The sequence below is a fragment of the Bacteroides sp. AR29 genome, from assembly GCF_900217715.1.
GTDB lineage: Bacteria > Bacteroidota > Bacteroidia > Bacteroidales > Bacteroidaceae > Bacteroides > Bacteroides uniformis.
The window spans coordinates 1-25,936 of record NZ_OBMS01000024.1; the positions used below are offsets into that span (position 1 = coordinate 1).

General features: G+C 43.8%; 21 protein-coding genes, 2 tRNA genes and 2 pseudogenes. 14 read left to right on the forward strand and 11 right to left on the reverse strand.

All coding sequences use genetic code 11. The features are described 5' to 3' along the window. Nucleotides 1–238, forward strand: a 238-nt coding sequence (locus CSD97_RS14720) for an ATP-binding protein (protein WP_159461934.1), incomplete at its 5' end; no start/stop codon positions are given. A gap of 110 nt (nt 239–348) precedes the next feature. Here the strand turns inward: CSD97_RS14720 and CSD97_RS14725 are convergent. From CSD97_RS14725 to CSD97_RS14735, 3 genes and pseudogenes are all read right to left on the reverse strand, one after another. Continuing rightward, nucleotides 349–708 (reverse strand): annotated as a pseudogene (locus tag CSD97_RS14725) (Arm DNA-binding domain-containing protein); the annotation flags it as partial. 116 nt (nt 709–824) lie between these two features. Continuing rightward, nucleotides 825–899 (reverse strand) — tRNA-Pro (locus tag CSD97_RS14730). An 86-nt stretch (nt 900–985) separates the two neighbouring features. Next, nucleotides 986–1,693 carry a methyltransferase gene (locus CSD97_RS14735; RefSeq protein ID WP_005825467.1) on the reverse strand — a complete coding sequence of 236 codons (708 nt, stop codon included), beginning with the start codon at nt 1,691–1,693 and terminating at the stop codon, nt 986–988. Nucleotides 1,694–1,864: 171 nt separating this feature from the next. Between CSD97_RS14735 and lon the strand changes: the two genes are divergently transcribed. Genes lon through CSD97_RS14750 form a run of 3 tightly spaced genes read left to right on the forward strand, consistent with a single transcriptional unit; the run spans nt 1,865 to nt 6,605 of the window. Then, on the forward strand, nt 1,865–4,345 hold the full coding sequence (gene lon, locus CSD97_RS14740; protein WP_005825468.1) for an endopeptidase La: 2,481 nt from the start codon (nt 1,865–1,867) through the stop codon (nt 4,343–4,345). Beyond that, a complete protein-coding gene (tgt, locus tag CSD97_RS14745; RefSeq protein ID WP_005825470.1) occupies nt 4,342–5,472 on the forward strand; it encodes a tRNA guanosine(34) transglycosylase Tgt in 1,131 nt (376 codons plus the stop codon). Before lon ends, tgt begins: the two co-directional genes overlap by 4 nt. After that, nucleotides 5,469–6,605 carry an LptF/LptG family permease gene (locus CSD97_RS14750; protein WP_005825471.1) on the forward strand — a complete coding sequence of 379 codons (1,137 nt, stop codon included), beginning with the start codon at nt 5,469–5,471 and terminating at the stop codon, nt 6,603–6,605. Before tgt ends, CSD97_RS14750 begins: the two co-directional genes overlap by 4 nt. Nucleotides 6,606–6,878: 273 nt before the next feature. On the opposite strand, the gene CSD97_RS14755 is transcribed toward CSD97_RS14750, so the two are convergent. After that, the gene (locus CSD97_RS14755) at nt 6,879–7,379 is read right to left on the reverse strand and encodes a thioredoxin-like domain-containing protein (RefSeq protein WP_005825473.1); all 501 of its coding nucleotides are present in this window, start codon (nt 7,377–7,379) and stop codon (nt 6,879–6,881) included. A 276-nt stretch (nt 7,380–7,655) separates the two neighbouring features. Here CSD97_RS14755 and serB point away from each other — a divergent pair, with 276 nt between their 5' ends. Beyond that, nucleotides 7,656–8,882 carry a phosphoserine phosphatase SerB gene (serB, locus tag CSD97_RS14765; protein ID WP_098032623.1) on the forward strand — a complete coding sequence of 409 codons (1,227 nt, stop codon included), beginning with the start codon at nt 7,656–7,658 and terminating at the stop codon, nt 8,880–8,882. Between the two features lie 57 nt (nt 8,883–8,939). After that, the gene (locus tag CSD97_RS14770) at nt 8,940–10,226 is read left to right on the forward strand and encodes a DEAD/DEAH box helicase (protein WP_016273758.1); all 1,287 of its coding nucleotides are present in this window, start codon (nt 8,940–8,942) and stop codon (nt 10,224–10,226) included. Nucleotides 10,227–10,262: 36 nt separating this feature from the next. Here the strand turns inward: CSD97_RS14770 and CSD97_RS14775 are convergent, their stop codons facing one another. The 4 genes from CSD97_RS14775 to CSD97_RS14790 are packed head-to-tail and all read right to left on the reverse strand — an operon-like array spanning nt 10,263 to nt 14,389. Next, nucleotides 10,263–11,063, reverse strand: coding sequence for a DUF4738 domain-containing protein (locus tag CSD97_RS14775; RefSeq protein WP_005837141.1), 801 nt, complete (start codon nt 11,061–11,063; stop codon nt 10,263–10,265). 37 nt (nt 11,064–11,100) lie between these two features. Next, the gene (locus CSD97_RS14780) at nt 11,101–12,414 is read right to left on the reverse strand and encodes a UDP-glucose/GDP-mannose dehydrogenase family protein (RefSeq protein ID WP_005825480.1); all 1,314 of its coding nucleotides are present in this window, start codon (nt 12,412–12,414) and stop codon (nt 11,101–11,103) included. A gap of 3 nt (nt 12,415–12,417) precedes the next feature. Beyond that, complete coding sequence (rfbC, locus tag CSD97_RS14785) at nt 12,418–12,966, reverse strand: dTDP-4-dehydrorhamnose 3,5-epimerase (protein ID WP_005825481.1); 549 nt, start codon at nt 12,964–12,966, stop codon at nt 12,418–12,420. Between the two features lie 4 nt (nt 12,967–12,970). Continuing rightward, complete coding sequence (locus tag CSD97_RS14790) at nt 12,971–14,389, reverse strand: capsule assembly Wzi family protein (RefSeq protein WP_005837139.1); 1,419 nt, start codon at nt 14,387–14,389, stop codon at nt 12,971–12,973. 233 nt (nt 14,390–14,622) lie between these two features. On the opposite strand from CSD97_RS14790, the gene CSD97_RS14795 reads away from it, so the two are divergent. Both CSD97_RS14795 and CSD97_RS14800 read left to right on the forward strand, forming a co-directional pair. Further along, nucleotides 14,623–15,777, forward strand: a complete 1,155-nt coding sequence (locus tag CSD97_RS14795; RefSeq protein ID WP_005825483.1) for an SPOR domain-containing protein — start codon at nt 14,623–14,625, stop codon at nt 15,775–15,777. Between the two features lie 50 nt (nt 15,778–15,827). Next, nucleotides 15,828–16,361: an FHA domain-containing protein gene (locus CSD97_RS14800; RefSeq protein WP_098032624.1), complete on the forward strand. Its 534-nt coding sequence runs from the start codon at nt 15,828–15,830 to the stop codon at nt 16,359–16,361. Between the two features lie 108 nt (nt 16,362–16,469). Here the strand turns inward: CSD97_RS14800 and CSD97_RS14805 are convergent, their stop codons facing one another. Then, the gene (locus CSD97_RS14805) at nt 16,470–17,918 is read right to left on the reverse strand and encodes a tagaturonate reductase (protein ID WP_005825488.1); all 1,449 of its coding nucleotides are present in this window, start codon (nt 17,916–17,918) and stop codon (nt 16,470–16,472) included. Nucleotides 17,919–17,957: 39 nt separating this feature from the next. Beyond that, the gene (locus CSD97_RS14810) at nt 17,958–19,019 is read right to left on the reverse strand and encodes a substrate-binding domain-containing protein (protein ID WP_035448524.1); all 1,062 of its coding nucleotides are present in this window, start codon (nt 19,017–19,019) and stop codon (nt 17,958–17,960) included. A gap of 233 nt (nt 19,020–19,252) precedes the next feature. On the opposite strand from CSD97_RS14810, the gene uxaC reads away from it, so the two are divergent. Beyond that, nucleotides 19,253–20,659 (forward strand): glucuronate isomerase, encoded by a 1,407-nt coding sequence (uxaC, locus tag CSD97_RS14815; protein WP_098032625.1) that lies wholly within the window; start codon nt 19,253–19,255, stop codon nt 20,657–20,659. Nucleotides 20,660–20,701: 42 nt separating this feature from the next. Here uxaC and CSD97_RS14820 read toward each other — a convergent pair whose 3' ends face one another. Next, on the reverse strand, nt 20,702–21,391 hold the full coding sequence (locus tag CSD97_RS14820) for an HAD family hydrolase (RefSeq protein ID WP_005825494.1): 690 nt from the start codon (nt 21,389–21,391) through the stop codon (nt 20,702–20,704). A gap of 207 nt (nt 21,392–21,598) precedes the next feature. Between CSD97_RS14820 and CSD97_RS14825 the strand changes: the two genes are divergently transcribed. The 5 genes and pseudogenes from CSD97_RS14825 to CSD97_RS14845 form a co-directional block, all read left to right on the forward strand. Further along, complete coding sequence (locus tag CSD97_RS14825; RefSeq protein ID WP_005837133.1) at nt 21,599–22,981, forward strand: MFS transporter; 1,383 nt, start codon at nt 21,599–21,601, stop codon at nt 22,979–22,981. Between the two features lie 82 nt (nt 22,982–23,063). Continuing rightward, entirely contained in the window at nt 23,064–23,867 is an 804-nt protein-coding gene (locus tag CSD97_RS14830; protein ID WP_005837132.1) for an MBL fold metallo-hydrolase, read from the forward strand. Nucleotides 23,868–23,960: 93 nt separating this feature from the next. Then, nucleotides 23,961–24,033: transfer RNA gene (locus CSD97_RS14835), tRNA-Lys, on the forward strand. A 324-nt stretch (nt 24,034–24,357) separates the two neighbouring features. Further along, nucleotides 24,358–24,915, forward strand: a complete 558-nt coding sequence (locus tag CSD97_RS14840) for an NAD(P)H-dependent oxidoreductase (protein ID WP_005825500.1) — start codon at nt 24,358–24,360, stop codon at nt 24,913–24,915. Between the two features lie 139 nt (nt 24,916–25,054). Further along, nucleotides 25,055–25,915: pseudogene (locus CSD97_RS14845) on the forward strand (trehalose-6-phosphate synthase); the annotation flags it as partial. Between the last annotated feature and the right edge of the window lie 21 nt (nt 25,916–25,936).

Below are 25,936 nucleotides of genomic sequence, written 5' to 3' on the forward strand. Positions count from 1 at the left end.
CCTCTTCCTTGTGAACCTTGATGCCAAGGAACGACCCATCCTGCTCGATATAATAGAGGACCGACATGGGCGCAAGTCCATCATCATCACCTCGCAACTGCCAACGGACAATTGGTATGATGCAATCGGAGACCCTACAGTAGCAGATGCCATTATGGATCGTATTATACATACGGCGCACCGGATTGAGCTGACAGGAGAAAGTGTCCGTAAAATGGCTGCATACAGAGGGAAATAAACTAAAATAATAATAACCCCATCGGTCAAGACTTTTTAAGGGGGCATTGTTGAATGTTTTAAGGGGGCAGAATCGCTTGGTTTTAGGGGGCAGCTTACACTGGATTTTCCATTAATCTCACACTGAGCAATTATTTCTTTATAAAAGCAATCTACGGTTTTGGCAACCAGCAGCTTTTCATTTGCTTCAATCAGAGTTGCAGCCGAGTATTCTTTTTGGCCAGACTTTATTTCAAGCATTTTCTTTTGAAGTTCCAGCTTCTTATCAAGAATAATCTTTTGAAGATACTCCAAGTTAGGACATTTAGGTTTCGGCTTATTTTTCTGAAAGTCCCAAAACTTGGGATTTACAGATATTCCTAAACTTTGGTATTTCTTCTTTCCGTCTTTACTGATACGAAGCATTAGAGGGTGTTCGCCATTAGATAGGGTCTTGGATTTGTAACAAACCACTGAAATTGTAGCATCCATGTTCATTTTTGGTTTAACTCTCGGTTTAACTCACTCGGTTAAACCAAAGGTAAACCGCCCCATTCGGAGAATAAAAAAGGAGCTACATTTCACTGTAACTCCTTGATTCTTATCAGTCGGGGTAGCGGGATTCGAACCCACGACCCCCTGCTCCCAAAGCAGGTGCGCTAACCGGACTGCGCTACACCCCGAATACTTTACTTCTGAAAAGCGAGTGCAAAGGTAAAAACAATTCTGATACCAACCAAACATTTAGGCAAGTTTTATGCAATTAAAATTACATTTTCAGATAGAAATCTTTCGTTAAAGCTACATATTCAGGGGTAAACTCATTGTGATTCACCTCAATACAGAGTTTCTCTTCTCTACACTCTTTTGCTTCAAAACCAAAGTTCAGCAATACCCGTCTGCACGGTTTTCCGGGCTTGGTGAAGACTTGCACACGATGCAATGGAAACAACTTATGGTTCCAAGCTGTATCCACAACCGTTTTTTCAGCTTCCGCTGGAATAATGATGCTTACGACTCCTTGCTCTTCAAGCAAAGATGCCGAACGATGAAACAGTAAATCGTAATTCAAATTGCCCGCATGCCGTGCTGTGCACCTTTGTTCGTCAGGACATTTCAACGCATCTATAAAATAGGGAGGATTGGAAACGATGAGGTCAAATCTGTTTTCCGGCTGATAATCTCGGAAATCATGACATATGACCTCTACTCTATCGGCCCATGGAGAGTGAGATACATTTTCTGTGGCTTGTCCGGCTGCAGCCGCATCTATCTCGATTGCAGTAATCCGGGCATGCGGATTCCTTTGCGCTAACTGTAAGGCTATTAATCCGGTACCGGTTCCAACGTCCAGTATACGCTTTGCTTTGTCTGCCGGGGCCCATGCCCCAAGTAGTACACCATCTGTGCCGACCTTCATGGCGCATTTATCATGAAATATGGTAAATTGTTTAAACTTAAAAGATGATTTTGGCATGTTTATCTTCTTTAATTGGGCTCAAAAATAATCAAAGCCTGCATATTTGTCATAAAATTGGCACTGTTTTTGTCTTTTTAAAGGGTGAAGAACGTTTATTTATGAAGAAATAGCTTAACTTTGCAGGCGCTTTATTGGCCTGCCAATATGACATAAACTAAAAAGAAAGAAATGAAGAAAAGAAATTACCTGAGTGATGTCGAAGATAGAAGCGGAAACGCTTTCTCTGTAATTGCTGATTTTGAGGGGAATGAAGAACAATTGATGGACATTGAGGTAGAAGAGGTTTTACCGATATTGCCTCTCCGAAATATGGTATTGTTCCCTGGGGTGTTTATGCCGGTATCTGTAGGAAGAAAATCTTCCCTCAAATTGGTGCGTGAAGCAGAAAAGAAAAATTCTTATATAGCTGTTGTATGCCAAAAGGTGGCTGAAACAGAGACACCTCTGTTTGAGGATTTACATACCATCGGTACAGTTGCCAAGATAGTACGTGTGCTTGAAATGCCAGACCAGACGACTACAGTCATTCTGCAAGGCTCCAAACGTATGGAACTGAAGGAGATTACGGATACGACTCCTTATCTGAAGGGACGGATAGCTACGCTGAATGAAGAACTTCCGGAGAAGAATGACAAGGAATTCCATGCATTGGTAGAGGCGTGTAAAGACTTGACAGTACGCTACATCAAGTCATCCGATATGTTTCCGCAGGATTCGGCATTTGCCATCAAGAACATTACCAATCCAATGTTTTTGGTAGACTTTATCTGTACGAACCTGCCACTCAAGAAAGACGAAAAGATAGAACTGCTCCGTATCGACTCTTTGCGGGCGCGTACCTACCGCCTGCTTGAGATTCTGAATCGTGAAGTGCAGCTTGCCGAAATCAAAGAGTCTATCCAGATGCGTGCACGTGAGGATATAGACCAGCAGCAGCGTGAGTATTTCCTGCAGCAGCAGATTAAAACCATTCAGGATGAGCTGGGTGGCGGCGGTCAAGAGCAGGAAATAGAGGAGATGCGTAAGAAGGCGGAGACCATCAAATGGAATGATGAGGTGAAGGCTACGTTCCTGAAAGAGGTGGATAAGTTGGAACGTACCCATCCCCAGTCTCCCGACTATAGCGTGCAGCTGAACTATCTGCAGACGATGCTTAGTTTGCCGTGGGGCATTTATACGACGGATAATCTGAGCCTTGTCAATGCAGAAAAGACACTGAACAAAGACCATTATGGTTTGGAGAAGGTGAAGGAACGCATTCTGGAACATCTTGCTGTATTAAAGCTGAAAGGCGATATGAAATCACCCATCATCTGCCTGTATGGCCCTCCGGGTGTGGGAAAAACCTCTTTGGGGCGTTCCATTGCTGCCGCCTTGAAGCGTAAGTATATCCGTATGTCGCTGGGAGGCGTGCATGATGAAGCTGAGATTCGCGGTCATCGTAAAACCTATATCGGTGCCATGCCGGGACGGATTATCAAGAATCTGATAAAGGCAGGCTCCTCCAATCCGGTATTTATTCTGGATGAAATAGACAAGGTGAGTGCCGACCGCCAGGGAGACCCCTCCTCTGCCCTCCTCGAAGTGCTCGACCCGGAACAGAATACTACATTCCATGATAACTTTCTGGATGTGGACTATGATTTGTCCAAAGTGATGTTCATCGCTACTGCCAATAATCTGAATACCATCCCCGGACCGTTGCTGGACCGTATGGAGCTGATTGAGGTAAGCGGCTATATCACGGAAGAAAAGATTGAGATTGCCCGCCGCCATCTGGTTCCGAAGGAATTGGAGGCAAACGGTATGAAAAAGAATGATATCAAGATTCCGAAGAACACACTGGAAGCCATTATAGAGAATTATACCCGTGAGAGCGGCGTGCGCGAACTGGAAAAGAAAATCGGAAAGATACTCCGTAAATCTGCACGCCAATATGCTACGGACGGTTATTTTGCGAAGACCGAAATAAAACCGGGAGACTTGTATGAATTCCTGGGTGCACCCGAATATACCCGGGACAAGTATCAGGGTAATGAGTATGCAGGGGTGGTGACCGGTCTGGCGTGGACTGCCGTAGGTGGTGAAATACTTTTCGTGGAAACCAGCCTGAGTCGTGGCAAGGGTGGACGTTTGACATTGACCGGCAATTTGGGTGATGTAATGAAAGAGTCGGCCATGCTGGCATTGGAATACATCAAGGCGCATGCCTCCCTGCTGAATCTTGACGAAGAGATTTTTGATAACTGGAACATCCATGTCCATGTGCCCGAAGGCGCCATTCCGAAAGACGGTCCGTCTGCCGGTATCACGATGGCTACCTCCCTCGCTTCTGCCCTCACCCAGAAAAAGGTGAAGGCCAATCTTGCCATGACGGGAGAGATAACACTTCGCGGTAAGGTACTTCCGGTAGGAGGCATCAAGGAGAAGATACTGGCTGCCAAGCGTGCCGGTATCAAGGAGATTATCTTGAGCGACGAGAACCGCAAGAATATAGAAGAGATACAGGATATATATCTGAAAGGACTGACTTTCCACTATGTGAAAGATATTAAGGAAGTGTTTGCCATTGCGCTGACTGATGAAAAAGTAGCCGATGCCATCGACTTGTCCGTAAAGAAAGAAAAGACCGAAAAGAAAGAGGAATGACATTCGAGTTACAATATACAGACAGCAAGACCAATGCACGTGCCGGACTGATTACTACTGACCACGGGCAGATTGAGACACCTATCTTTATGCCGGTAGGTACAGTGGGAACAGTGAAAGGCGTGCATCTGCCTGAGCTGAAAGAGGATATAAAGGCGCAGATTATATTGGGTAATACCTATCATCTTTATCTGCGTCCGGGACTGGAAGTGATAGAGAAAGCCGGTGGACTGCATAAGTTCAACGGCTTTGACCGTCCTATGCTGACAGACAGCGGCGGTTTCCAGGTATTCTCGTTGTCCGGTATCCGCAAGTTGCGCGAAGAAGGTGCGGAATTCCGTTCACACATCGACGGTAGCAAGCATATCTTTACACCGGAGAAGGTGATGGATATAGAACGGACTATCGGTGCAGACATCATGATGGCCTTTGATGAATGTCCTCCGGGGGATTCGGACTACGAATATGCCAAAAAATCACTGGGATTGACACATCGCTGGCTGGACCGTTGTATCAAGCGTTTCAACGAAACAGAACCGAAATACGGTTATCAGCAATCCTTATTTCCCATTGTGCAGGGGTGCGTCTATCGCGACCTCCGCGAGCAGTCAGCAGAGTTTGTTGCCTCTAAAGGTGCTGACGGTAATGCCATTGGTGGTCTGGCTGTGGGCGAGCCTGTAGACAAGATGTACGAGATGATTGAGCTGGTGAACGGTATTCTTCCCAAAGACAAGCCTCGCTATCTGATGGGAGTCGGGACCCCGGTAAACATTCTAGAGGGCATTGAACGCGGTGTCGATATGTTCGACTGTGTGATGCCTACCCGCAACGGACGCAACGGCATGTTGTTTACCAAGGACGGCATCATGAACATGCGCAACAAAAAATGGGAAATGGATTTCTCTCCCATTGAAGCAGACGGTGCCTCCTACGTAGATACCATGTACAGCAAGGCATACTTGCGCCATCTGTTCCATGCACAAGAGCTGCTTGCCATGCAGATAGCATCTATCCACAACTTGGCTTTCTATCTGTGGCTGGCAGGCGAGGCACGTAAGCATATCATTGCAGGCGACTTTGCTACCTGGAAACCGATGATGGTGAAACGCGTATCGACAAGATTATGAGAAAAATGAACTGGAGGATATGGAAGAATATAAAGCTGCCGAGAGGTAAATTCCTGAAGCGGCTGGACTGGTACATTATTAAGAAGTTCCTGGGTACATATGTCTTTGCCATCGCATTGATTATCTCCATTGCGGTGGTGTTCGACTTCAACGAGAAGATGGACCGCTTCATGTCTCATGAAGCGCCGTGGAATGCTATTGTCTTTGATTATTATCTGAACTTCATCCCCTACTTTGCCAATCTGTTCAGTCCGCTGTTTGTATTTATCGCCGTAATCTTCTTTACTTCCAAACTGGCGGAGAACTCGGAGATTATTGCCATGTTCTCTACGGGAATGAGTTTCAAGCGTATGTTGCGTCCTTATATGGTATCTGCGGCAATCATTGCGGTAGTGACGTTCTGCCTCGGGTCTTATGTCATTCCCAAAGGCAGTGTGACACGTATCAATTTTGAGGACAAGTACTACAAACCCCGTAAGGCGAATACGGCACGGAACATCCAGCTGGAAGTGGATTCGGGGGTAATTGCCTATATCGAACGTTTTGAAGACTACAGCAAGACCGGTTATCGCTTTTCTTTGGACAAGTTCAATGACAAGCAACTGGTCTCCCACCTTACAGCCCGTTCCATTACCTACGACACGACGGCCGTGCATAAGTGGAAAATCAAGGATTATATGATTCGCCAGATGGATGGCATGAAGGAGAGTATCACGAAGGGTGACCGCATAGACACTACCCTTTTTATGGAGCCTGCCGACTTCCTGATTATGAAGAACCAGCAGGAGATGTTGACCAGCCCTCAGCTAAGCGAGTACATCAACAGGCAGCGGCAACGCGGCTTTGCCAACATTAAGGAATTTGAGATAGAGTACCACAAACGCATTGCCATGTCGTTTGCCTCCTTTATCCTGACGCTGATTGGAGTGTCTTTGTCTTCCAAGAAAACGAAAGGTGGAATGGGATTGCATTTAGGTATAGGCTTGGCATTGAGTTTCTCTTATATTCTGTTTCAGACCATTGCTTCCACATTTGCCGTGAACGGCAACATGCCTCCGGTCATCGCTGTGTGGATACCGAATATAATGTATGCCTTCATTGCATTCTATCTATATAGGAAAGCGCCGAAATAAGCATTCTAAACCTCTACTTCAGCTTGCTCAAGTTGAGGTTTGGCGTACTAAAGCAGAGGTTTAGGATGTTTGTCTCTGGAAGCCCATTAAAATAAGAAGCCCCTCCCACTTTTGCGTTGTACAAGTGCGGGAGGGGCTTTTTGTTGTATTCATTTTCCTCTTTTGTTCTGTTCCCTTTTTTGCCGGAAAGAGACGTCGGTTTCTAGGGAACACCCTCACTTTCGTCTTACAGGTTTTTTAAGTTGCTGTTGTATGCACCGGGCATCAGCAAGCTTAATTCAAGTAAGCGGAAAGTTCTGCAGCAGAGATGTTTTTGGCAATAATTACACCATTATCATCCAGTAAATAGTTAGTGAATCCGCGGCCTAAGCGATATTTCTTAAAGAGGCCGGAATATTCGCCTTTAGTTTCCACGAAACAAGTGGGCGTAACTATTTGGTCCTTACGGATGGTTTCTTCAAAGATTGACTGATACTCATCGAATGAAACTGAAACCATCTTCACATTGTTGCGGGCAGTAGAGCGAAGCGCATTGCTCAAACTTGCGTTTTGCATCCGGGACTGCGCGTCGTAACTTGCCCAAAAACTGAGCAATACATACTTTCCTTTCAAGTCTGAAAGTTCGGTTTGGGATTGCTCTGCCGACATGGTTTGGATTTTGAAATCCGGGGCCATGTCACCCACATTCAAACCTCCGGTAGGTTTGTCTTTTTCTACAAAAGAAGTCAAGGAACTTATTAGTAATACAACAAAAATCCATTTTGCATATTTCATGCGGCACGGTTTTGGTTAATACTATCCGGGACTGTCCTTCAACAGTGATTTCTTCCCGGAACATCGTCTTGTCAAAGCCTTGAATAGTGATAAAGATACTGATAATCAAAGCTTTTAATTCTGAAATCGGGTGCAAAGGTAAGTAATTCCTAAACAAACTTCCAAATAAACAAGCATTTTTCTTACTTTTTAAAGTCATATTTTTATGTTATTTAGCATAAATAGCGGGAATTTTCCTTACTTTTGTAGCCTATTATTCTATCAAAAAGATGACTTATGCAATCATTGAACACTGAACTCATCCTGATACGTATTACGGGTGAAGACCGTCCGGGACTGACAGCTTCCGTAACGGAAATTCTGGCTAAATACGATGCTACCATTCTGGATATTGGCCAGGCAGATATTCACAATACTCTTTCGTTGGGCATTTTGTGCAAGACGGAAGAACAACACTCGGGGTTCATTATGAAGGAACTGCTTTTCAAGGCTTCCTCCCTGGGAGTGACTGTCCGTTTCTACCCCATTACTACCAAAGAGTACGAGGATTGGGTGAATATGCAGGGAAAGAACCGCTATATTCTTACTTTATTGGGGCGTAAGTTGTCTGCCCGTCAAATATCTGCCGTTACCCGTATTCTTGCAGAGCAAGGCATGAATATCGATGCCATCAAGCGCCTTACAGGGCGTATCCCGCTGGACGAATGCGAATCGCGTACACGCGCCTGCATCGAATTTTCCGTTCGTGGCACTCCGAAAGACCGTATTGCCATGCAAGAGCAGTTGATGAAACTGGCAACCGAACTGGAAATGGATTTCTCTTTCCAGTTGGACAATATGTACCGCCGGATGCGCCGCCTCATTTGCTTCGATATGGACTCTACGCTGATTGAAACAGAAGTAATTGACGAATTGGCCATACGTGCAGGTGTGGGCGACCAGGTAAAGGCCATTACCGAACGTGCCATGCGTGGTGAGATAGATTTCATTGAGAGCTTTCGCGAACGAGTGGCTTTGCTGAAAGGATTGGATGAGTCCGTGATGCAGGAGATTGCAGAAAATCTTCCCATTACGGAAGGTGTGGATCGCCTGATGTATGTTTTGAAGAAATACGGTTACAAGATAGCTATTCTTTCGGGAGGGTTTACCTACTTCGGGCAGTACCTCCAGAAGAAGTACGGTATAGACTATGTGTATGCCAACGAGTTGGAAATAGAGGATGGCAAACTGACCGGCCGCTATCTCGGTGATGTAGTCGACGGTAAGCGTAAGGCAGAGTTGCTGCGTTTGATAGCTCAGGTGGAGAAAGTGGATATTGCGCAGACTATTGCTGTGGGCGACGGTGCCAACGACCTGCCCATGCTGGGAATTGCCGGCCTTGGAATCGCTTTCCATGCAAAGCCCAAAGTAGTTGCCAATGCCAAGCAATCCATCAACACCATTGGTTTGGACGGGGTACTTTACTTCTTAGGTTTCAAGGATTCATACATTGATATCCATTAATTCATTAGTACATTCAAAAAAAAGTCCTATCTTTGTGCTCAAATTTAAAAGAGATACATGAAGTTTTCAGAACTACATTTGAATGGCAATGTGCTGGAGGCACTGGATGCCATGCGCTTTGAAGAGTGCACCCCCATACAAGAACAATCAATTCCCGTTATACTTGAAGGCCGAGATTTAATAGCGGTGGCACAAACCGGAACGGGAAAAACAGCTGCATATTTGTTGCCTATATTGAACAAGCTTTCAGAAGGTGGACACCCTGCCGATGCTATCAATTGCATTGTCATGGCTCCTACCCGTGAGTTGGCACAACAGATAGACCAGCAGATGGAGGGCTTCTCCTACTTCATGCCGGTTTCCAGTGTGGCAGTGTATGGCGGTAATGACGGAGTTCTGTTCGAACAGCAGAAAAGAGGTTTGACATTGGGTGCAGATGTTGTCATTGCCACTCCGGGACGTCTGATAGCCCACCTCAGTCTTGGCTATGTAGACCTTTCGCGTGTCTCTTATTTTATTTTGGATGAAGCAGACCGGATGCTGGATATGGGATTCTATGATGACATTATGCAGATTGTCAAGTTTCTCCCTAAAGAGCGGCAGACCATTATGTTCTCTGCTACCATGCCTGCCAAGATACAACAGTTGGCTGGCAACATTCTGAACAATCCCGCCGAAGTGAAGTTGGCGGTTTCCAAACCAGCGGAAAAGATTGTGCAGGCAGCCTATGTCTGCTACGAGAATCAGAAGCTGGGCATCATCCGTAGCCTCTTTGCAGAGGAGACGCCGGAACGCGTCATCATCTTTGCTTCTTCCAAACTGAAAGTGAAGGAAGTGACCAAAGCCTTGAAGCAGATGAAACTGAACGTTGGTGAAATGCACTCCGATTTAGAGCAGGCACAGCGCGAAGAAGTGATGTACGAATTCAAGGCAGGACGTATCAATATCCTGGTAGCTACAGATATCGTTGCGAGAGGTATTGATATCGATGACATCCGTCTGGTGATAAACTATGACGTTCCCCACGACAGTGAAGATTATGTGCACCGCATCGGACGTACGGCGCGTGCCAATAATGACGGCGTAGCCATCACTTTCGTTTCCGAAAAGGAGCAGGGGAACTTTAAGAATATCGAAAAATTCCTGGATAGGGACATCTATAAAATACCGGTTCCCGAGGAGCTGGGCGAAGCCCCCGAATACAAGCCGAGAGCATTTGACGGAGGAAGACGGGGCGGCCGTGGAAACGGACGTAAGCCAGGAGGAAACAAGAACGGCCGTAACAACAGTAAAGGTGGAAAGCCCAGAGCCAAACGTCCACAGAATGGCGGCGAGAAGAAATAAACATTGTGGTGAAGAAAAGAAATAGAAAAAGCGGATTTATTCCGCTTTTTCTATGTTCATTGTATTGTCAAAACCAATAATCATATTTACCAAATTGTATACGGAACTTTCGGGTATGCCGAGGGTTGCCTGATAATGGTACCCCTTACTATCCACACCCATGAAATTCATATCGGCAAGAATGGCCTGGTCCAGCATTTCGGCAGGGAATATATCCGCAAACATCTTTTTAGTGATGTCCTGGCCATAAAGCATCTTCTTCCCTTCGTATACACAGATGTGGATTACATTATCATAATACACATTGTCCACACTGATTCCATTTTCAGAATAGGAAGTCTTGAAAACCTTCATCTTTGAAGGGTTGATATATACATATCCCCTATATCTTGTATTCTTGTATGTTACGATACTGTCTTTCTTTATCACTTCCGGAGTAGTAGAAATGACCTCCACTTCTCGACTGGTGAAAACCAAAGAATCTTCCGCATTCTCTGATTTATGCAGTTTAATTACTTCGTCGGCCAGCGAGTGGAACCAGAAGCTGTATTCCGTTTGACGGTCTATCTTATAGGCCACCGGTTCATTGCTGTATATGTAGATTGTATCGTGAACAACCTTGAAAGGTACGGGAGCGCTTTGCGGGTTGGCATAATATACCGTATCCCCTTCGATGCGCATCAACGGCATTTCTGTTTCATCGTTCACCCAGATGCCTTGTAACAGTTGTTTTGCAATGAGGTCTTCCTTTACGGAAACCTCTCCTGTTTGTCTGTTGCTGCATGAGGCCAATGAGACAACAAGTACAATGAGAATCGCACTTCCTTTTATTGTCATAACGTCCCTATTTATTTCTTTTCTTTTTTCTGCAACTTTATTTTCCGATGCAATGATATGTGAAACCTTGTTCTTCCATATCTTTCTTGTCATAAATGTTACGTCCGTCCAATACCAACGGCTGCTCCATAGTTTTCTTGATGACTGCCCATGAAGGCAGGCGGAATTCTTTCCATTCGGTCACCAGCATCAGTGCATCTGCATCCAGCGCAGCATCATACATATCTGTCGCATAATAAATACTTTCTCCTATGCGGCGTCGGCATTCGTTCATGGCAGCCGGGTCGTAGGCACGTACTTTACAACCGGCCTTCAGCAACTCGTCAATCAATACCAGAGCCGGGGCTTCACGCATGTCATCTGTTTCGGGTTTAAAGGCCAGCCCCCAAATGGCAATGGTCTTTCCCTCCAAATCATTATTGAAATGCTTCTGCAACTTTTCGAATAAGATACTCTTCTGTTTCTCGTTCACCTCCTCTACTGCATGGAGTACACGCATCTTGTAGCCGCTCAGTTCAGCCGTTTTAATCAGTGCCTTTACATCCTTAGGGAAGCATGAACCGCCGTAACCTATCCCCGGATAGAGGAACTTGCGTCCGATACGGGTATCCGAACCGATACCACTGCGCACCATGTTTACATCCGCTCCCACCAATTCGCACAAATTGGCAATGTCGTTCATGAAGCTGATGCGGGTGGCAAGCATGGAGTTAGCTGCATACTTTGTCATTTCTGCAGAAGGGATGTCCATAAAGATGACACGGAAGTTGTTCAGCAGGAATGGTTTGTAGAGCTTGCTCATTATCTTCTTGGCTCGTTCGGACTCTACTCCCACCACTACACGGTCGGGACTCATAAAATCGTTGATAGCATTACCTTCTTTCAGAAACTCGGGATTCGAAGCGACATCGAAGTCAATGTTCATCCCTCTCTTATCAAGTTCTTCTTGAATGGTAGCCCGCACTTTTCTGGCAGTACCTACGGGAACGGTACTTTTGGTTACCACCAACACATATTTCTGCATATTGCGTCCAATGGTGCGGGCAACTTCCAGCACATAGCTCAAGTCGGCACTTCCATCCTCATCGGGTGGTGTACCTACGGCACTGAATACCACTTCCACCTCATTCAGACAACTCTCCAGAGACGTGGTGAATTGTAGGCGTCCTGCTTTCACATTCCGGCTAACCATTTCTTCCAGTCCATTTTCATAGATAGGAATAACACCCTTTTTCAGTGACTCTATCTTTTCACTGTTCGTGTCTACGCAAATAACGTTGACACCGATTTCCGCAAAGCAGGTTCCGGTTACCAAACCGACGTATCCTGTACCGACAATGGCTATTTTCATATTTTATTCATAATAGACCGCATCCTTGAACGATACGGCATGTCCGTCTTTATCTGATAATAGAAGCTGTTCCGTAGCAACGGGCCATTCAATACCGATGGTTTCGTCGTCAAAACGGATGGATGCCTCGGATTGTGGTGCGTATACGTTGTCTACCTTGTATGTAAAGACAGCTTCATCGCTCAGCACCAGAAAACCGTGGGCAAAACCACGCGGAATGAAGAATTGTCTTTTGTTCTCCTCACTTAGCTCCACACTGACATACTTTCCGAAAGTGGGAGAAGATTTTCTTAAGTCGACAGCCACGTCCAGCACTTTTCCCTTAATGACACGTACCAGTTTGGCTTGGCTGCAATCACCCTTCTGGTAATGAAGACCACGTAATACACCGAAAGAGGATTTGGACTCATTGTCCTGGATGAAGTGAACGTTTCCGACATGTGCACGGAACTCTTCTTCCTTAAATGCTTCCATAAAGTATCCGCGGGCATCATGGAATACTTTCGGCTCAATCAGCCATACGCCGTCAATCTCTGTTTGTATGTAGTTCATTTTCTTAAAATGTTTTATGTACTTTCAGTTGGAATCCAAAATTGTCTCCATATATCTCTCCCATATCCAATGCAAGGGACGCGTTGAAGCACCAGCCCTTCCATTTACGGGGAATATAGTAAAACGATGCAAAAGTAGAAAAATTTTCTAATATATCGGGTATTGGACGATGAGGAGTTCCCCAAGTTCTGTTGTGGGACAATTTTGCCACATATCTCCACTCACTGCTGATGTCGCCGCTCCATCCCAGATGCAGGGCCTTAACGCGATTGTACTTGAAACTCATATCGCCATCCTTATTATAGATAGGCGATGCTATCAACGGATTGGCTATCGCCATACCCCAATGTGCCCATCCTGGGTAGTAACCGTTGTTATAGTAGTTGTCGGCTCCTCCGGTCTTACCTACTACAGAATTTTGCAAACCGTGCAGTGGACCGCTCATATTGGTAGTCTGGAGATATTCGATAACGATTCCGTTGATGGCTTGTCTATGGTTGGATTTATATTCCACACCCCATAAGCCATCCCAACCGTTGAGTTTGGCCATGGCGGAGAAGTCATCAAAATGATTGTCCAGATAGGCGCTGATGGAGAAATCTTCCTTAGGACGATAAGTCATTTTGATATATTCGCTACCCAGAAAATTGCCTTGGAAAGCCAGATGTTCACCTACCGGTCCGTCCTCACGCCCGTGGCCGGGGAAGAATACGCGTACGTAATCCTTCCATCCGTTGCCCAAGTCTCCCGATTCGGAACCTCCAATCTTGTATCCTCCGAATTGGGTGTCGAGGGTCATTCCGAGTTCCAGTTGCCATTTTCCTTTGGGTATGCCGATACGCAGGAACCCTTCTTTATGATGGTATTTGATACTCTTGGTGTACCAGTATTTTTCTCCGACTTGCTCCCGCTGGTATTTGTTATCTGTAAACCATCCGTACGAGATTTCTCCTTTCAGGCCTAAACGGGGTAGCAACTGTACATACTCGGGTATGCCTATCTGTACTTGTGGGATGGGACGCGCATTGCCCGACCAGGTCATGCCGCCACTGCTCAGCTCTTGATTCAGCAATGGAGAATTCTGTTCCCGGCTTCCGGCAAAGAATCCAAACCACTTGTAACGGATGTCTACGTAAGCCTGCTGTACAATGAAGGAGGTCGTGCTGAATCCGGCTGCTGCAACCAAATCCAGTGCTTCTTCAAACTTCCATTTTCCAAGTTGGTGTTTGTAGGATATTCCTCCACGTATGTAAGTATTGTTGTCGAGCGAAGTGAGTCCTTGCTGGTTGCTGACCTGCCAAAGAGGAGTATTGTCACCGGTATGCAGGGCTGCTCCATATTCTACGAATGAGGACAGCTGCTGTGCCAGCATCGTGTTCTTTCCTATGAACAAGAAAACCATCAGACAGAAAATAATACGCATAATAGTCTTTTGTTAAGTGTTTAGGTTTGTATACTCTTGCGAGGACAATTGTCTTTCTATTCTTGACGAGTATAGTTAAACGGTACAAAAGTAGAAATTTTTCCGGTAAAAATTCCTTCTCTTGCCAAAAAACCTTTTTCAAATACATTTTCAATGTGCAATGTTCATAATTTGTTGATAAGAAAAAAGCTCTGAAACTAGCGTATATCCGATATTTCCGCTACTTTTGTAGCATGATTGAATTAGCACAGCACATAGAAGTATTGTTATTGGAGAACGATTGTGTCATTGTTCCCGGTTTGGGAGGATTTGTAGCTCATTATACTCCGGCAATGAGAGTAGCGGAAGAGAATGTTTTTCTGCCCCCTACCCGTATTATCGGTTTCAATCCTCAACTGAAGATGAATGACGGCTTACTTGTACAATCCTATATGGCTGTCTATGATACTGATTTTTCTGATGCTACGCGGATTGTAGAAAAAGAAGTGGCGCATATATTCACTGCTCTCCATGAAGAAGGTAAGGTGGATTTGCCCAACATTGGCGAATTGCGTTACTCCATTCATGGTATTTATGACTTTGTTCCCTATGACCACAAGATAACCACTCCTTACTTATATGGGTTGGATAGTTTTGAAATGCAGGAACTGGCGGAACTGAAGAAACCGTACATGGAAAAGACCATCCGTTATTCTGTTCCAGTTGTGCCGGAAGACAAAAAGCGAAGGTTTGAGATTAAATTCAACCGCTCCTATTTGTCGAATGCGGTTGCCATGATTGCAGTGGTTGCCTTGTTTTTCTTTTTGTCTACACCGATAGAGAATACGGAAGTGGTTGAAGGAAATTATGCGCAATTACTTCCGAATGAACTTTTTGAGATGATAGAAAAGGAATCCCTTGCCATTAATCCGATTGTTGTTAGCCGGAAGGCCGACACTCCGAAAGCGTCGGCTCAAAAAAACACGGGGCAGAAGGCAAAGAAAAAGGTGGTTCCGGTTGCCGTAAGAGAGGTTAAGGTGGGCCAAGCTAACGCGCAGAATGCTCCGGTTGTTTCTCAGCCTAAGCAGCAGGCGGCAGAAGTGTCCTCTTCAACATCTGTAACAACAAAGAGTGAAATTCAAAAGACCACAGCAGGGACTGTCGCCCCGTCACTTGTCTCTGCACAGAAATACCACGTCATCATTGCCAGTGTAGGTACTGAGAAGGATGCCGAAGCAATGGCAAAGCAACTGATTGAAAAAGGTTACCCTCATGCAAAAGCAATTGTTGGAGATGGTAAAATGCGTGTCAGCATTGAGTCTTGTGGCACAGAAACAGAAGCATATCAGGCATTGAACAGAGTTCGCCAGAATGAAACGTATAAGAACGCTTGGGTATTAAAGAAGTAGAAAGTAATCTACCCTTGCTTTATTTTTTAATTCTTTAATTTTTAACTATCATGAAGCGTATCCGTTGTCCCAAATGTGAGAATTACTTAACATTCGATGAAACCAAGTATACCGAAGGCCAATCACTGGTCTTTGTATGTGACCAGTGTAAGAAGCAGTTCAGTATCCGTTTAGGTAAATCAAAGATGAAAGCCCCTCAAAAGGAAGAACGTCCGGATGAAGCGGAGTTTAAAGAGGCTTTTGGCAGCATCACGGTCATTGAGAACGTGTTTGGTTTTAAGCAGGTACTTCCATTGCAAGAAGGTGACAATATCATAGGCCGGCGTTGCGTGGGGAATGTTATCGATGTGCCGATTGAGACTTCGGATATGAGTATGGACCAGCGTCACTGTATCATTAATGTAAAGCGTAATAAGCAGGGAGTGTTGATTTATACCTTACGCGATGCTCCCAGCCTGACGGGAACTTTCCTTAATAATGAAATTTTGGGTGACAAAGACCGTATTCGCATTGAGGATGGAGCCATTGTAACTATTGGTGCCACTACTTTTATATTGCGGGCAGCAGAGCAGGAAAGCCTTTAGACAAAAAAGAAAACTGTGGCTTAATTATTTCCCATCAAATGTGGTATAAATAAAGCAGACCGTATAAAAACTCCTTTTGTACGGTCTGCTTGTTTAAAATCATAGGAATTAAAGAATACCTTTTACTGTTTCCTGCATGCCTTTTTCTTGGATGGATTTTAAGAAGCAGGTAATCATGTCTGTCAATCCTGGAACGGTATTCAAGTCTCCGTGTTCCCCCCAGATAAGGTCTTTGGCTGCCAATACGCCTTCTGCCACTTTGCGGGTATCCCCCGTTGCCCAAAGGTCTTTCAATAACTGCATGATTTCGGGAGCATCATTCGGGATGATTTCTGTGCCGTCTGCGCGGGTACCTCCTTTGTAGTACGTGATGATGGCAGCCAGTCCCAATACCAGACCTTTCGGCAGTTCTCCTTTACGTTTCAAGTAGGTTTTCAGGCCAGGAAGGTCACGGGTTTGGTATTTAGGGAAAGAGTTCAGCATAATACTGGTTACGGCATGGTCAACAAACGGATTGTTGAAGCGCTCCAATACATCTTCTGCAAACTTTTTCAATTCGTTTTTCGGCAGGTTCAACGTTTCCATCAGCTCGTCAAACATCACTTTATGGATGTATTGTCCGATTATAGGATGCTGGCAGGCATCGCGTACAATATTTACCTCCGACAGATAGGCTACTGGAGACAATACGGTATGAGGTCCATTCAGCAAGGTTACTTTTCTTTCGTGGTAAGGTTCTTCAGAAGGAACAAACAATACATTCAGTCCGGCTTTGTCGGCAGGGAATTCTTCGGCGACTTCTTGCGGAGCCTCGATGACCCATAAATGGAAAATTTCAGCCTGCACTACCAGATTGTCATCGTACTGTATCTTTTCTTTTATAGCGGCAATGTCTTTGCGGGGGAATCCTGGAACGATACGGTCCACCAGTGTTGCATACACACCGCAGGCTTCCTCAAACCAAGCTCTGAACTCATCACCCAATTGCCATAATTCAATGTATTGATAGATTGTCTCCTTCAACTTGTGGCCATTCAGGAAGATGAGTTCGCAAGGGAAGATAATCAGTCCTTTGCTCTTGTCGCCGTTGAATGTCTTGAAACGGTGATACAACAGCTGTGTCAGTTTGCCCGGATAAGAAGACGCCGGTGTATCTGTCAGCTTACAAGCAGGGTCAAAGGCTATACCTGCTTCCGTCGTGTTGGAAATGACAAAACGCATTTCCGGTTGTTCGGCCAATTTCATGAACTCATCGTTTTGAGTATAGGGGTTTAAGGCACGGCTGATTACATCTATCATAGTCAGACTGTTGATGGTTTCTCCTTTATCCAGACCTTGCAGATTTACATGATAAAGGTCATCCTGGGCATTCAGCATGTCAACCATACCTTTATCGATGGGTTGGACTACTACCACATTGCTGTTAAAATCGGTCTTTTGATTCATGTTATAAATAATCCAATCCACAAATGCGCGAAGGAAATTACCTTCGCCAAACTGGATAATGCGTTCCGGGCGTTGTGCTTTGGGAGCAGTTTCTTTGTTTAATGCTTTCATTTAAAAAATGATTTAAATGGTTGATATGTAATTTTTTGATTATTCAAACTCAAAGTAAAAGTCTATGTTTTCCTTCATCAATATGTCGATGGGCATGTATTTCACTGCAGTGACCGGTCTTTTAAATACCACGTGGTTGCATAAAGTCTTCACGCCACAATAGCCTTGCAGGCCTGGGCGTTGACCGATGAGAAAGGTTACTTCACCGGTTTTCAGGAACTCTGTATTTTTGTGTAAAAGGTCATATCCCACAAGTCCTGCCAGCTTCTGCCCCTTTTCGTGCAGATAATTTGCCACCTGATAAACACGGGAATTAAAAACAGCTCCCAGTACGGCTTGGGGATGTTCTTTAAAAAAAGCATCCAACATCCGTCTGTTGCCGTCAGTATCTTCCTTGTGCAACACAATGTCATGGATAATCAAATCCTTATGTTCCTCGGAAAGGTATTGCATGAACCCCTCGAGGCGGCGTTGCATCTGGATTTCTGCCGGATTGTTTTTCTGATTGTTCAGGAATAACACAAGCTCCTGCCCTTTTTCATAGCTACGCATCAGAATCTTGGCAGCGATGTATCCGCTGGTTTTGGAATCTTGTCCGATATAACACAAGGCATGCGTCTGTTCAATATTGAAGTCTATGAATGCATAGGGAATATCCGCTTCCTCCAAATAAGCAGTGAGTTTTATGGTCTCCTCTCGGAAATTCGGGGCAACAAGTACGGCGTCGGCATTTTCCTCCCGGAGCACAGCACATGCTTCTTTATAGGAGGATTTGTCCGCATGCCGATAGTACAGATAGCTAACTCCAACATTGAACGGCCGTAATTCTTGTGCGGCACGGTCAATTCCCGCTGCTACAGCATACCAATAATCATGTTCTATATAATAAGGTATAATGCAGACAATATGATAGTGCTTTTTAGCCGCCAGCCCGATGGCAAACATATTGGGATGATAATCTATCTCGTCGAGTACTTTCTGGACTTTTTCCCTACTGGAAACGGATACGTCTCCGCGGTTGTGCAGTACGCGGTCTACAGTGCCGGCAGAGACGCCGGACATGCGTGCTATGTCTTTAATGGTATAGTTCTTGTTTTCCATCTTGAGGTATGCTGCCTAAGGCAGTAAAGGTGAGACGTCTGAAGCTTAAATATTATAAATATTCGCCGCAAAGATACGAATTATTTTGTTTCTCCAAGTAAAATTTCTACTTTTGTGTTCGATAACGGTTAATAAAACTAAAAACAATTATACGACCTATTAGCTTTACAATCAATACTATATAAGTGTAATAAATAGAAAGTAATATTTTTAGATACTTAAAACACAAGAAGATGAAAAACTTTATGGACGGAAATTTTCTGTTGCAAACGGAAACATCACAGAAGTTGTACCACGAGCATGCGGCTAAAATGCCGATTATCGACTATCATTGTCACTTGATTCCTCAAATGGTGGCGGAAGACTATCAATTTAAGTCACTGACTGAGATTTGGTTGGGAGGTGACCACTACAAGTGGCGTGCCATGCGTACCAATGGTGTGGACGAACGTTTCTGTACCGGTAAGGATACTACAGATTGGGAAAAGTTTGAGAAGTGGGCCGAAACGGTACCTTATACTTTCCGTAATCCGTTGTATCACTGGACCCACCTTGAATTGAAGACCGCTTTTGGAATCGATAAAATTCTCAATCCTCATACGGCCCGTGAAATTTATGATGAATGTAATGAGAAGCTGAAACAGCCTGAATATTCCGCCCGTGGCATGATGCGCCGTTATCATGTGGAAGTGGTTTGTACTACAGATGATCCTATTGATTCCTTGGAATACCATATCAAGACACGTGAGAGCGGCTTTGAAATCAAGATGTTGCCTACTTGGCGTCCGGATAAGGCAATGGCGGTGGAAGTTCCTTCCGATTTTCGCGCATATGTAGAAAAGTTGGCCGAAGTGAGCGATGTGGCTATTTCCTGCTTTGACGATATGGTTGCTGCCTTGCGTAAGCGTCACGATTTTTTCGCGAAACAAGGATGTAAACTGTCTGACCACGGAATTGAAGAATTCTATGCCGAGGATTATACAGGAGCGGAAGTTAAGGCTATCTTTAACAAGGTATATGGCGGTACTGGATTGACGAAGGAGGAAATTCTGAAATTCAAGTCGGCCATGCTGGTTGTGTTCGGCGAAATGGATTGGGAGAAAGGTTGGACACAACAGTTCCATTATGGTGCTATTCGCAACAACAATAGTAAGATGTTCAAACTGTTAGGTCCTGATACCGGTTTTGATTCCATTGGCGAATTTACTACAGCAAAAGCTATGGCTAAATTTCTCGACCGCTTAAACTCCAATGGTAAGCTGACCAAGACTATTCTTTATAATTTGAATCCATGCGCCAACGAAGTCATTGCTACTATGCTGGGTAACTTCCAGGATGGTACGGTTGCCGGTAAGATTCAATTCGGTTCCGGTTGGTGGTTCCTTGACCAGAAGGATGGTATGGAAAAGCAGATGAATGCCCTTTCTGTACTGGGCTTATTGAGCCGATTTGTTGGTATGCTGACCGATTCCCGTTCCTTCCTCTCCTATCCGCGCCATGAATATTTCCGCCGTACATTGTGTAATCTTGTAGGCCGTGATGTAGAAAATGGTGAAATTCCTATTTCCGAGATGGAACGCGTAAACCAGATGATTGAAGATATCAGCTATTATAACGCTAAGAATTTCTTCCAATTCTAAAAAGCAATAGTAAGCTATAAGTTATGCAGTTTCACCCATAACTTATAGCTTATCTAATATTCCTTTGATACTATCCAATCGTATAAAATTGGGATGTCGTATTTCCCCTTCATGTTGCTCGTATGCCCAAGTCACGTGGTATGGTACATGGGCAGCGTATCCCCCAAGTTCCAATACCGGAAGTATGTCTGATTTTACAGAATTACCTATCATCAGGAGTTTTTCAGGCGGACAGCCCAATGTATCAATCAGCCTCTGGTAATCATCGATTTTCTTGTCACTCATAATTTCGATATGATGGAAATATTCTCGCAGTCCGGAAGCTTCTATTTTTCTTTTCTGGTCGAACAAGTCCCCCTTAGTGGCCAACACCAATTTATATTTCCCATGAAGTGACGATATGGTCTCCTTCACGCCTTCCAGTAGTGTAACCGGTTTCTGCAGAAGCTCTTGTCCCCATCCTATTACTTCTTCTATAAGATGCATATTCCCGTTTCCGTCTGTCACTTTGCAGATGGTTTCAGTCATACTGAGCATTATGCTCTTCAGCCCATAGCCATACATATGCAGATTCTTCATTTCTGTTTCAAAAAACCTTTGTGATATGGATGAAGCAGGCAGATATTGCCTTAAAAGGTTACAGAATTTGTGCTCGAACTCCTGAATATAAAGTTCGCTTTCCCACAGTGTGTCATCAGCGTCAAAAGCTATAAATTCGATTTTATCTTTCATGAATGGTCGTTTTATAAAAGCGTCCAAAGATACGGAGTATTCTATATAAATGAAAAGATAAATAGTGATAAATGGGAAGTTAATATCTTGTCTGCAACTTATTAATATTGTGTTTGCAGAAAATTAATATCTTGCAAACACGATATTAATTTCCTATTTTTGCATTTATTTTTTCATTTAATACATAAATTTTAATCGTACAAAAGGATGATGACATCACCCCAACCCGCTTCCAAAGGCTTCAGCAGAGCTTTTTGGGTAAGCAGTACAGTAGAACTGTTCGAACGCATGGCATATTATGCTGTATTTATTGTTCTTACCATTTATCTTTCCAATATTTTAGGTTTCAATGATTTTGAGTCAAGCATGATTTCCGGTCTGTTTTCGGGAGGGCTCTATTTGTTGCCTATCTTTACGGGCGCATATGCCGATAAGATAGGTTTCCGAAAGTCGATGATTATTGCTTTCTCACTGCTTTCCATCGGGTATTTGGGCTTGGGATTGCTTCCCACCCTACTGGAAACAGCCGGTCTGGTGGAGTATGGCGAGACAACCCGTTTTTCAGGATTGCCGGATAGTAATGACCGCTGGATGATTGTCCCCGTATTGTTTGTTATCATGGTAGGAGGTTCGTTCATCAAGTCTATCATATCGGGATCGGTGGCTAAGGAAACAACAGAGGCTACCCGTGCTCGCGGCTATTCCATCTTCTATATGATGGTGAATATAGGAGCTTTTACCGGAAAAACGGTGGTCGACCCTCTACGGAATGTTATCGGTGAGCAAGCTTATATTTATATCAATTACTTCTCGGCTGCCATGACGGTGCTGGCATTATTGGCTGTCATCTTATTGTATAAATCGGCACATACAGCAGGTGAAGGGAAAAGCATGCGTGAAATTGGGCAAGGTTTTCTGCGTATTATCACTAATTGGCGTTTGTTGATTCTTATCCTCATCGTAACCGGCTTTTGGATGGTGCAGCAACAGCTCTATGCAACTATGCCCAAATATGTCATCCGTATGGCGGGTGAAACAGCCAAACCGGGGTGGATAGCCAATGTAAACCCGTTTGTAGTGGTTTGCTGCGTAAGTTTTATCACCCGGTGGATGGCAAAGCGCACAGCTATTACTTCTATGAATATAGGCATGTTTCTTATTCCGGTATCGGCATTGCTGATGGCATGCGGTAATTTGCTGGGCAACGATATTATTTCCGGCATGAGCAATATTACTTTGATGATGGTGTTTGGTATTGTTGTGCAAGCTTTGGCAGAATGTTTTATCTCACCGCGTTATCTGGAATACTTCTCTTTGCAGGCCCCCAAGGGCGAAGAAGGTATGTACCTCGGTTTCAGTCATCTTCATTCATTCCTCTCTTCTATTTTCGGATTCGGTATTGCGGGGGTGCTTCTGACAAAATATTGTCCTGATCCAGTCTTGTTTGAAACCCGCGAAGCGTGGGAAGCAGCTAGTGTCAATGCACATTATATCTGGTATTATTTCGCTGTTATAGGATTGGTTGCGGCAATAGCATTATTCGTTTTTGCCAAAACTACCGAATTCATCGACAAAAAGAAGAAGGCATAAGGTTTATATATTGCATACTTTTTGTATATTTGCCGTCACTTTTTTTAAAAGCGACGGCTTTTTTGTAATTAAGGAGATTAGGATGAAAGTAAAATTTATAAGCCTTGCCAGTGGAAGCAGCGGCAACTGTTATTATATAGGCACAGAAAAATATGGAATACTCATCGACGCCGGCATTGCAGTACGGACGATAAAAAAAGGACTGAAAGAAGCAGGTATCAGCATGGAAATGATACGTGCGGTATTTGTTACGCATGATCATGCGGACCATATCAAAGCAGTAGGCGGATTGGGTGAAAAACTGAATATTCCTATTTATACAACCGCCCGGATTCATGAGGGCATCAACCGGAGCTATTGCATGACAGAAAAGTTATATTCGTCTGTCCGTTACCTGGAAAAGCAGCAACCCATGCAGTTGGAAGATTTTCATATCGAATCTTTCGAGGTACCTCATGATGGCACGGACAATGTGGGCTATTGCATTGAGATAGGCGGAAAAGTGTTTGCTTTTCTTACAGACCTTGGTGAAATTACTCCTACGGCCGCAGAATATATCAGAAAGGCCAATTATCTGATATTGGAAGCCAACTACGATGAGGAAATGTTACGCATGGGTACCTACCCCCAATACCTGAAAGAACGGATTACCAGCCGCACCGGACACATGAGTAATATTGCTACTGCTGAATTTCTTTCGGAAAATATGACGGAACATTTACAGTATATTTGGCTTTGTCATTTGAGCAAGGACAACAATCATCCTGAATTGGCATATAAAACAGTGGAATGGAAATTAAGGGAAAAAGGAATTATCGTAGGAAAGGATGTACAGTTGTGTGCTTTGAAGCGTACTACTCCTTCTGATTTATACGAGTTTGAATAAAAAATCCCATTTCATCGCAAAAAATACACCGTTTTGTTTGCACGAATAAAATAAAAGGACTACTTTTGCACCCGCAAACAAGAAATAAGGAATGCACTCTTAGCTCAGTTGGTAGAGCAACTGACTCTTAATCAGTGGGTCCAGGGTTCGAATCCCTGAGGGTGTACTTAAAAAAAGAACAACAGTAGTTGTTCCTTTTTTAATTTGTCTTAACAAGAACATGCTTTGTTGGGTATAAGCTCCTCATACGGAATCACTAGTAAATCTATATGGGGATGATACATTATTTTTCGTTAGTCCGCATCATAAATTCTTCAGAAGTTTGTTTTTATACCTTTGCCCTCACCCGCTTTCCGCCTCTTTCGTCACATTCGAAAATATATGTCAGAAAATGAAAGTAGGAAGAAAACTTTTATTTCCTCCTACTCGTATATCTATATTTTGTATATTTGTACACACATCAATGATTTTAAACTAAAAGAAAAACAATATGGATAAAGATTCAAAGCAAGTAGTGGTTCTTCTGACACATCCCAATATAAAAGAGTCGCGAGCTAACAAGGCATTGATGGATGCTATTAGTGACATGGGAGAGGTGGCCATATACAATTTATATGAGATGCGTATGGAAGATGCTTTTAATGCAGAGATATGGAGCACTATCATATCGCATGCATCTGCGCTTGTATTTCAGTTTCCGTTCTATTGGATGTCGGCTCCTTCTTTATTGAAGAGATGGTTGGATGAAGTATTTACTTATCTGGCAAAAACTCCTGCTGTGGCTGGTAAGACATTGATGGTGGTCACTACTGCCGGCTCTGAACATGATGCTTATAGAAGCGGAGGAAGAAATCGTTTTACGGTGGATGAGTTGTTAAGACCTTATCAAGCAAGTGCTGTACATGCTGGAATGATATGGCAAACTCCTCTTGTAGTCTATGGAATGGGGACCTCGGAAGCTAGTAAAAATATAGCAGAAGGGATAAATTGCTATAAGCAAAGAATTGAAGCATTGGTGAAGAAAGACATTTTCAGTGATAATTGGTAATAGTAGGACCATATCGAAATGGAACATTCTTTTTCATTTTTGAATGTTTGTTTTTCTCTTTATCTTTTCCTAAAATCCTGATTATAAGCAATAAATAAAATATTGTATGAGTTGGCATATTTCTTGTGTTAACTCATACATGAAATTTTATATTATATCAAACAGATTACCCGTTAAGGTTACCAAAGAGGATGAAACGTTCGTGTTTTCATGAAGTGAAGGTGGACTGGCTACCGGTTTGGACTCACTTCAGATTTCCTACGAAAAACATTGGATTGGATGGCCTGGAATATGCGTTGACAACGAAGAAAGTAAAAAGGAAATCACTTCTAGATTGGAAGGAATAAATTTTCACCCAGTATTCTTGTCCGAAACACAGATAAAGAATTATTATGAAGGCTATAGTAATAGTACTATTTGGCCATTATGTCACTACTTTTTTGTTTATACGCTATATCGGAACTCTTTCTGGCAATCGTATCAGGAAGTGAACCAGTTGTTCTGCGATGCCATTTGCCGCGTGATACATCCAGGTGACAAGGTGTGGATTCAAGACTATCAGCCAATGCTGCTTCCCGGAATGCTTCGGAAGGTTTACCCGAATTTGAATATCGGATATTTCCATCATATCCCTTTCCCTTCCTATGAACTTTTCCGGATATTACCGGAACGTGCAGAAATCCTGAAAGGATTATTGGATGCTGACTTTATAGCTTTCCATACTTATGACTATATGCGGCATTTTATTAGTGCTGTCGAACGGGTACTGCGTATTGACTTTAAACTGGACGAAGCACAACTCGGGAATAGAGTAGTTGAGACCGATGCTCTTCCTATGGGAATCAACTACGGACTGTATCACAATGCTTCTTCCAGACCGGAAGTACGGCGGGCGATAGACCGTACACGGAAATTTTTCGGAAATCATAAGTTGATTCTTTCTGTAGACCGCTTGGATTATAGTAAAGGCATTCTGCACCGTTTATTTCTTTCGTTTTTAATTCCATTGAATGATGATATC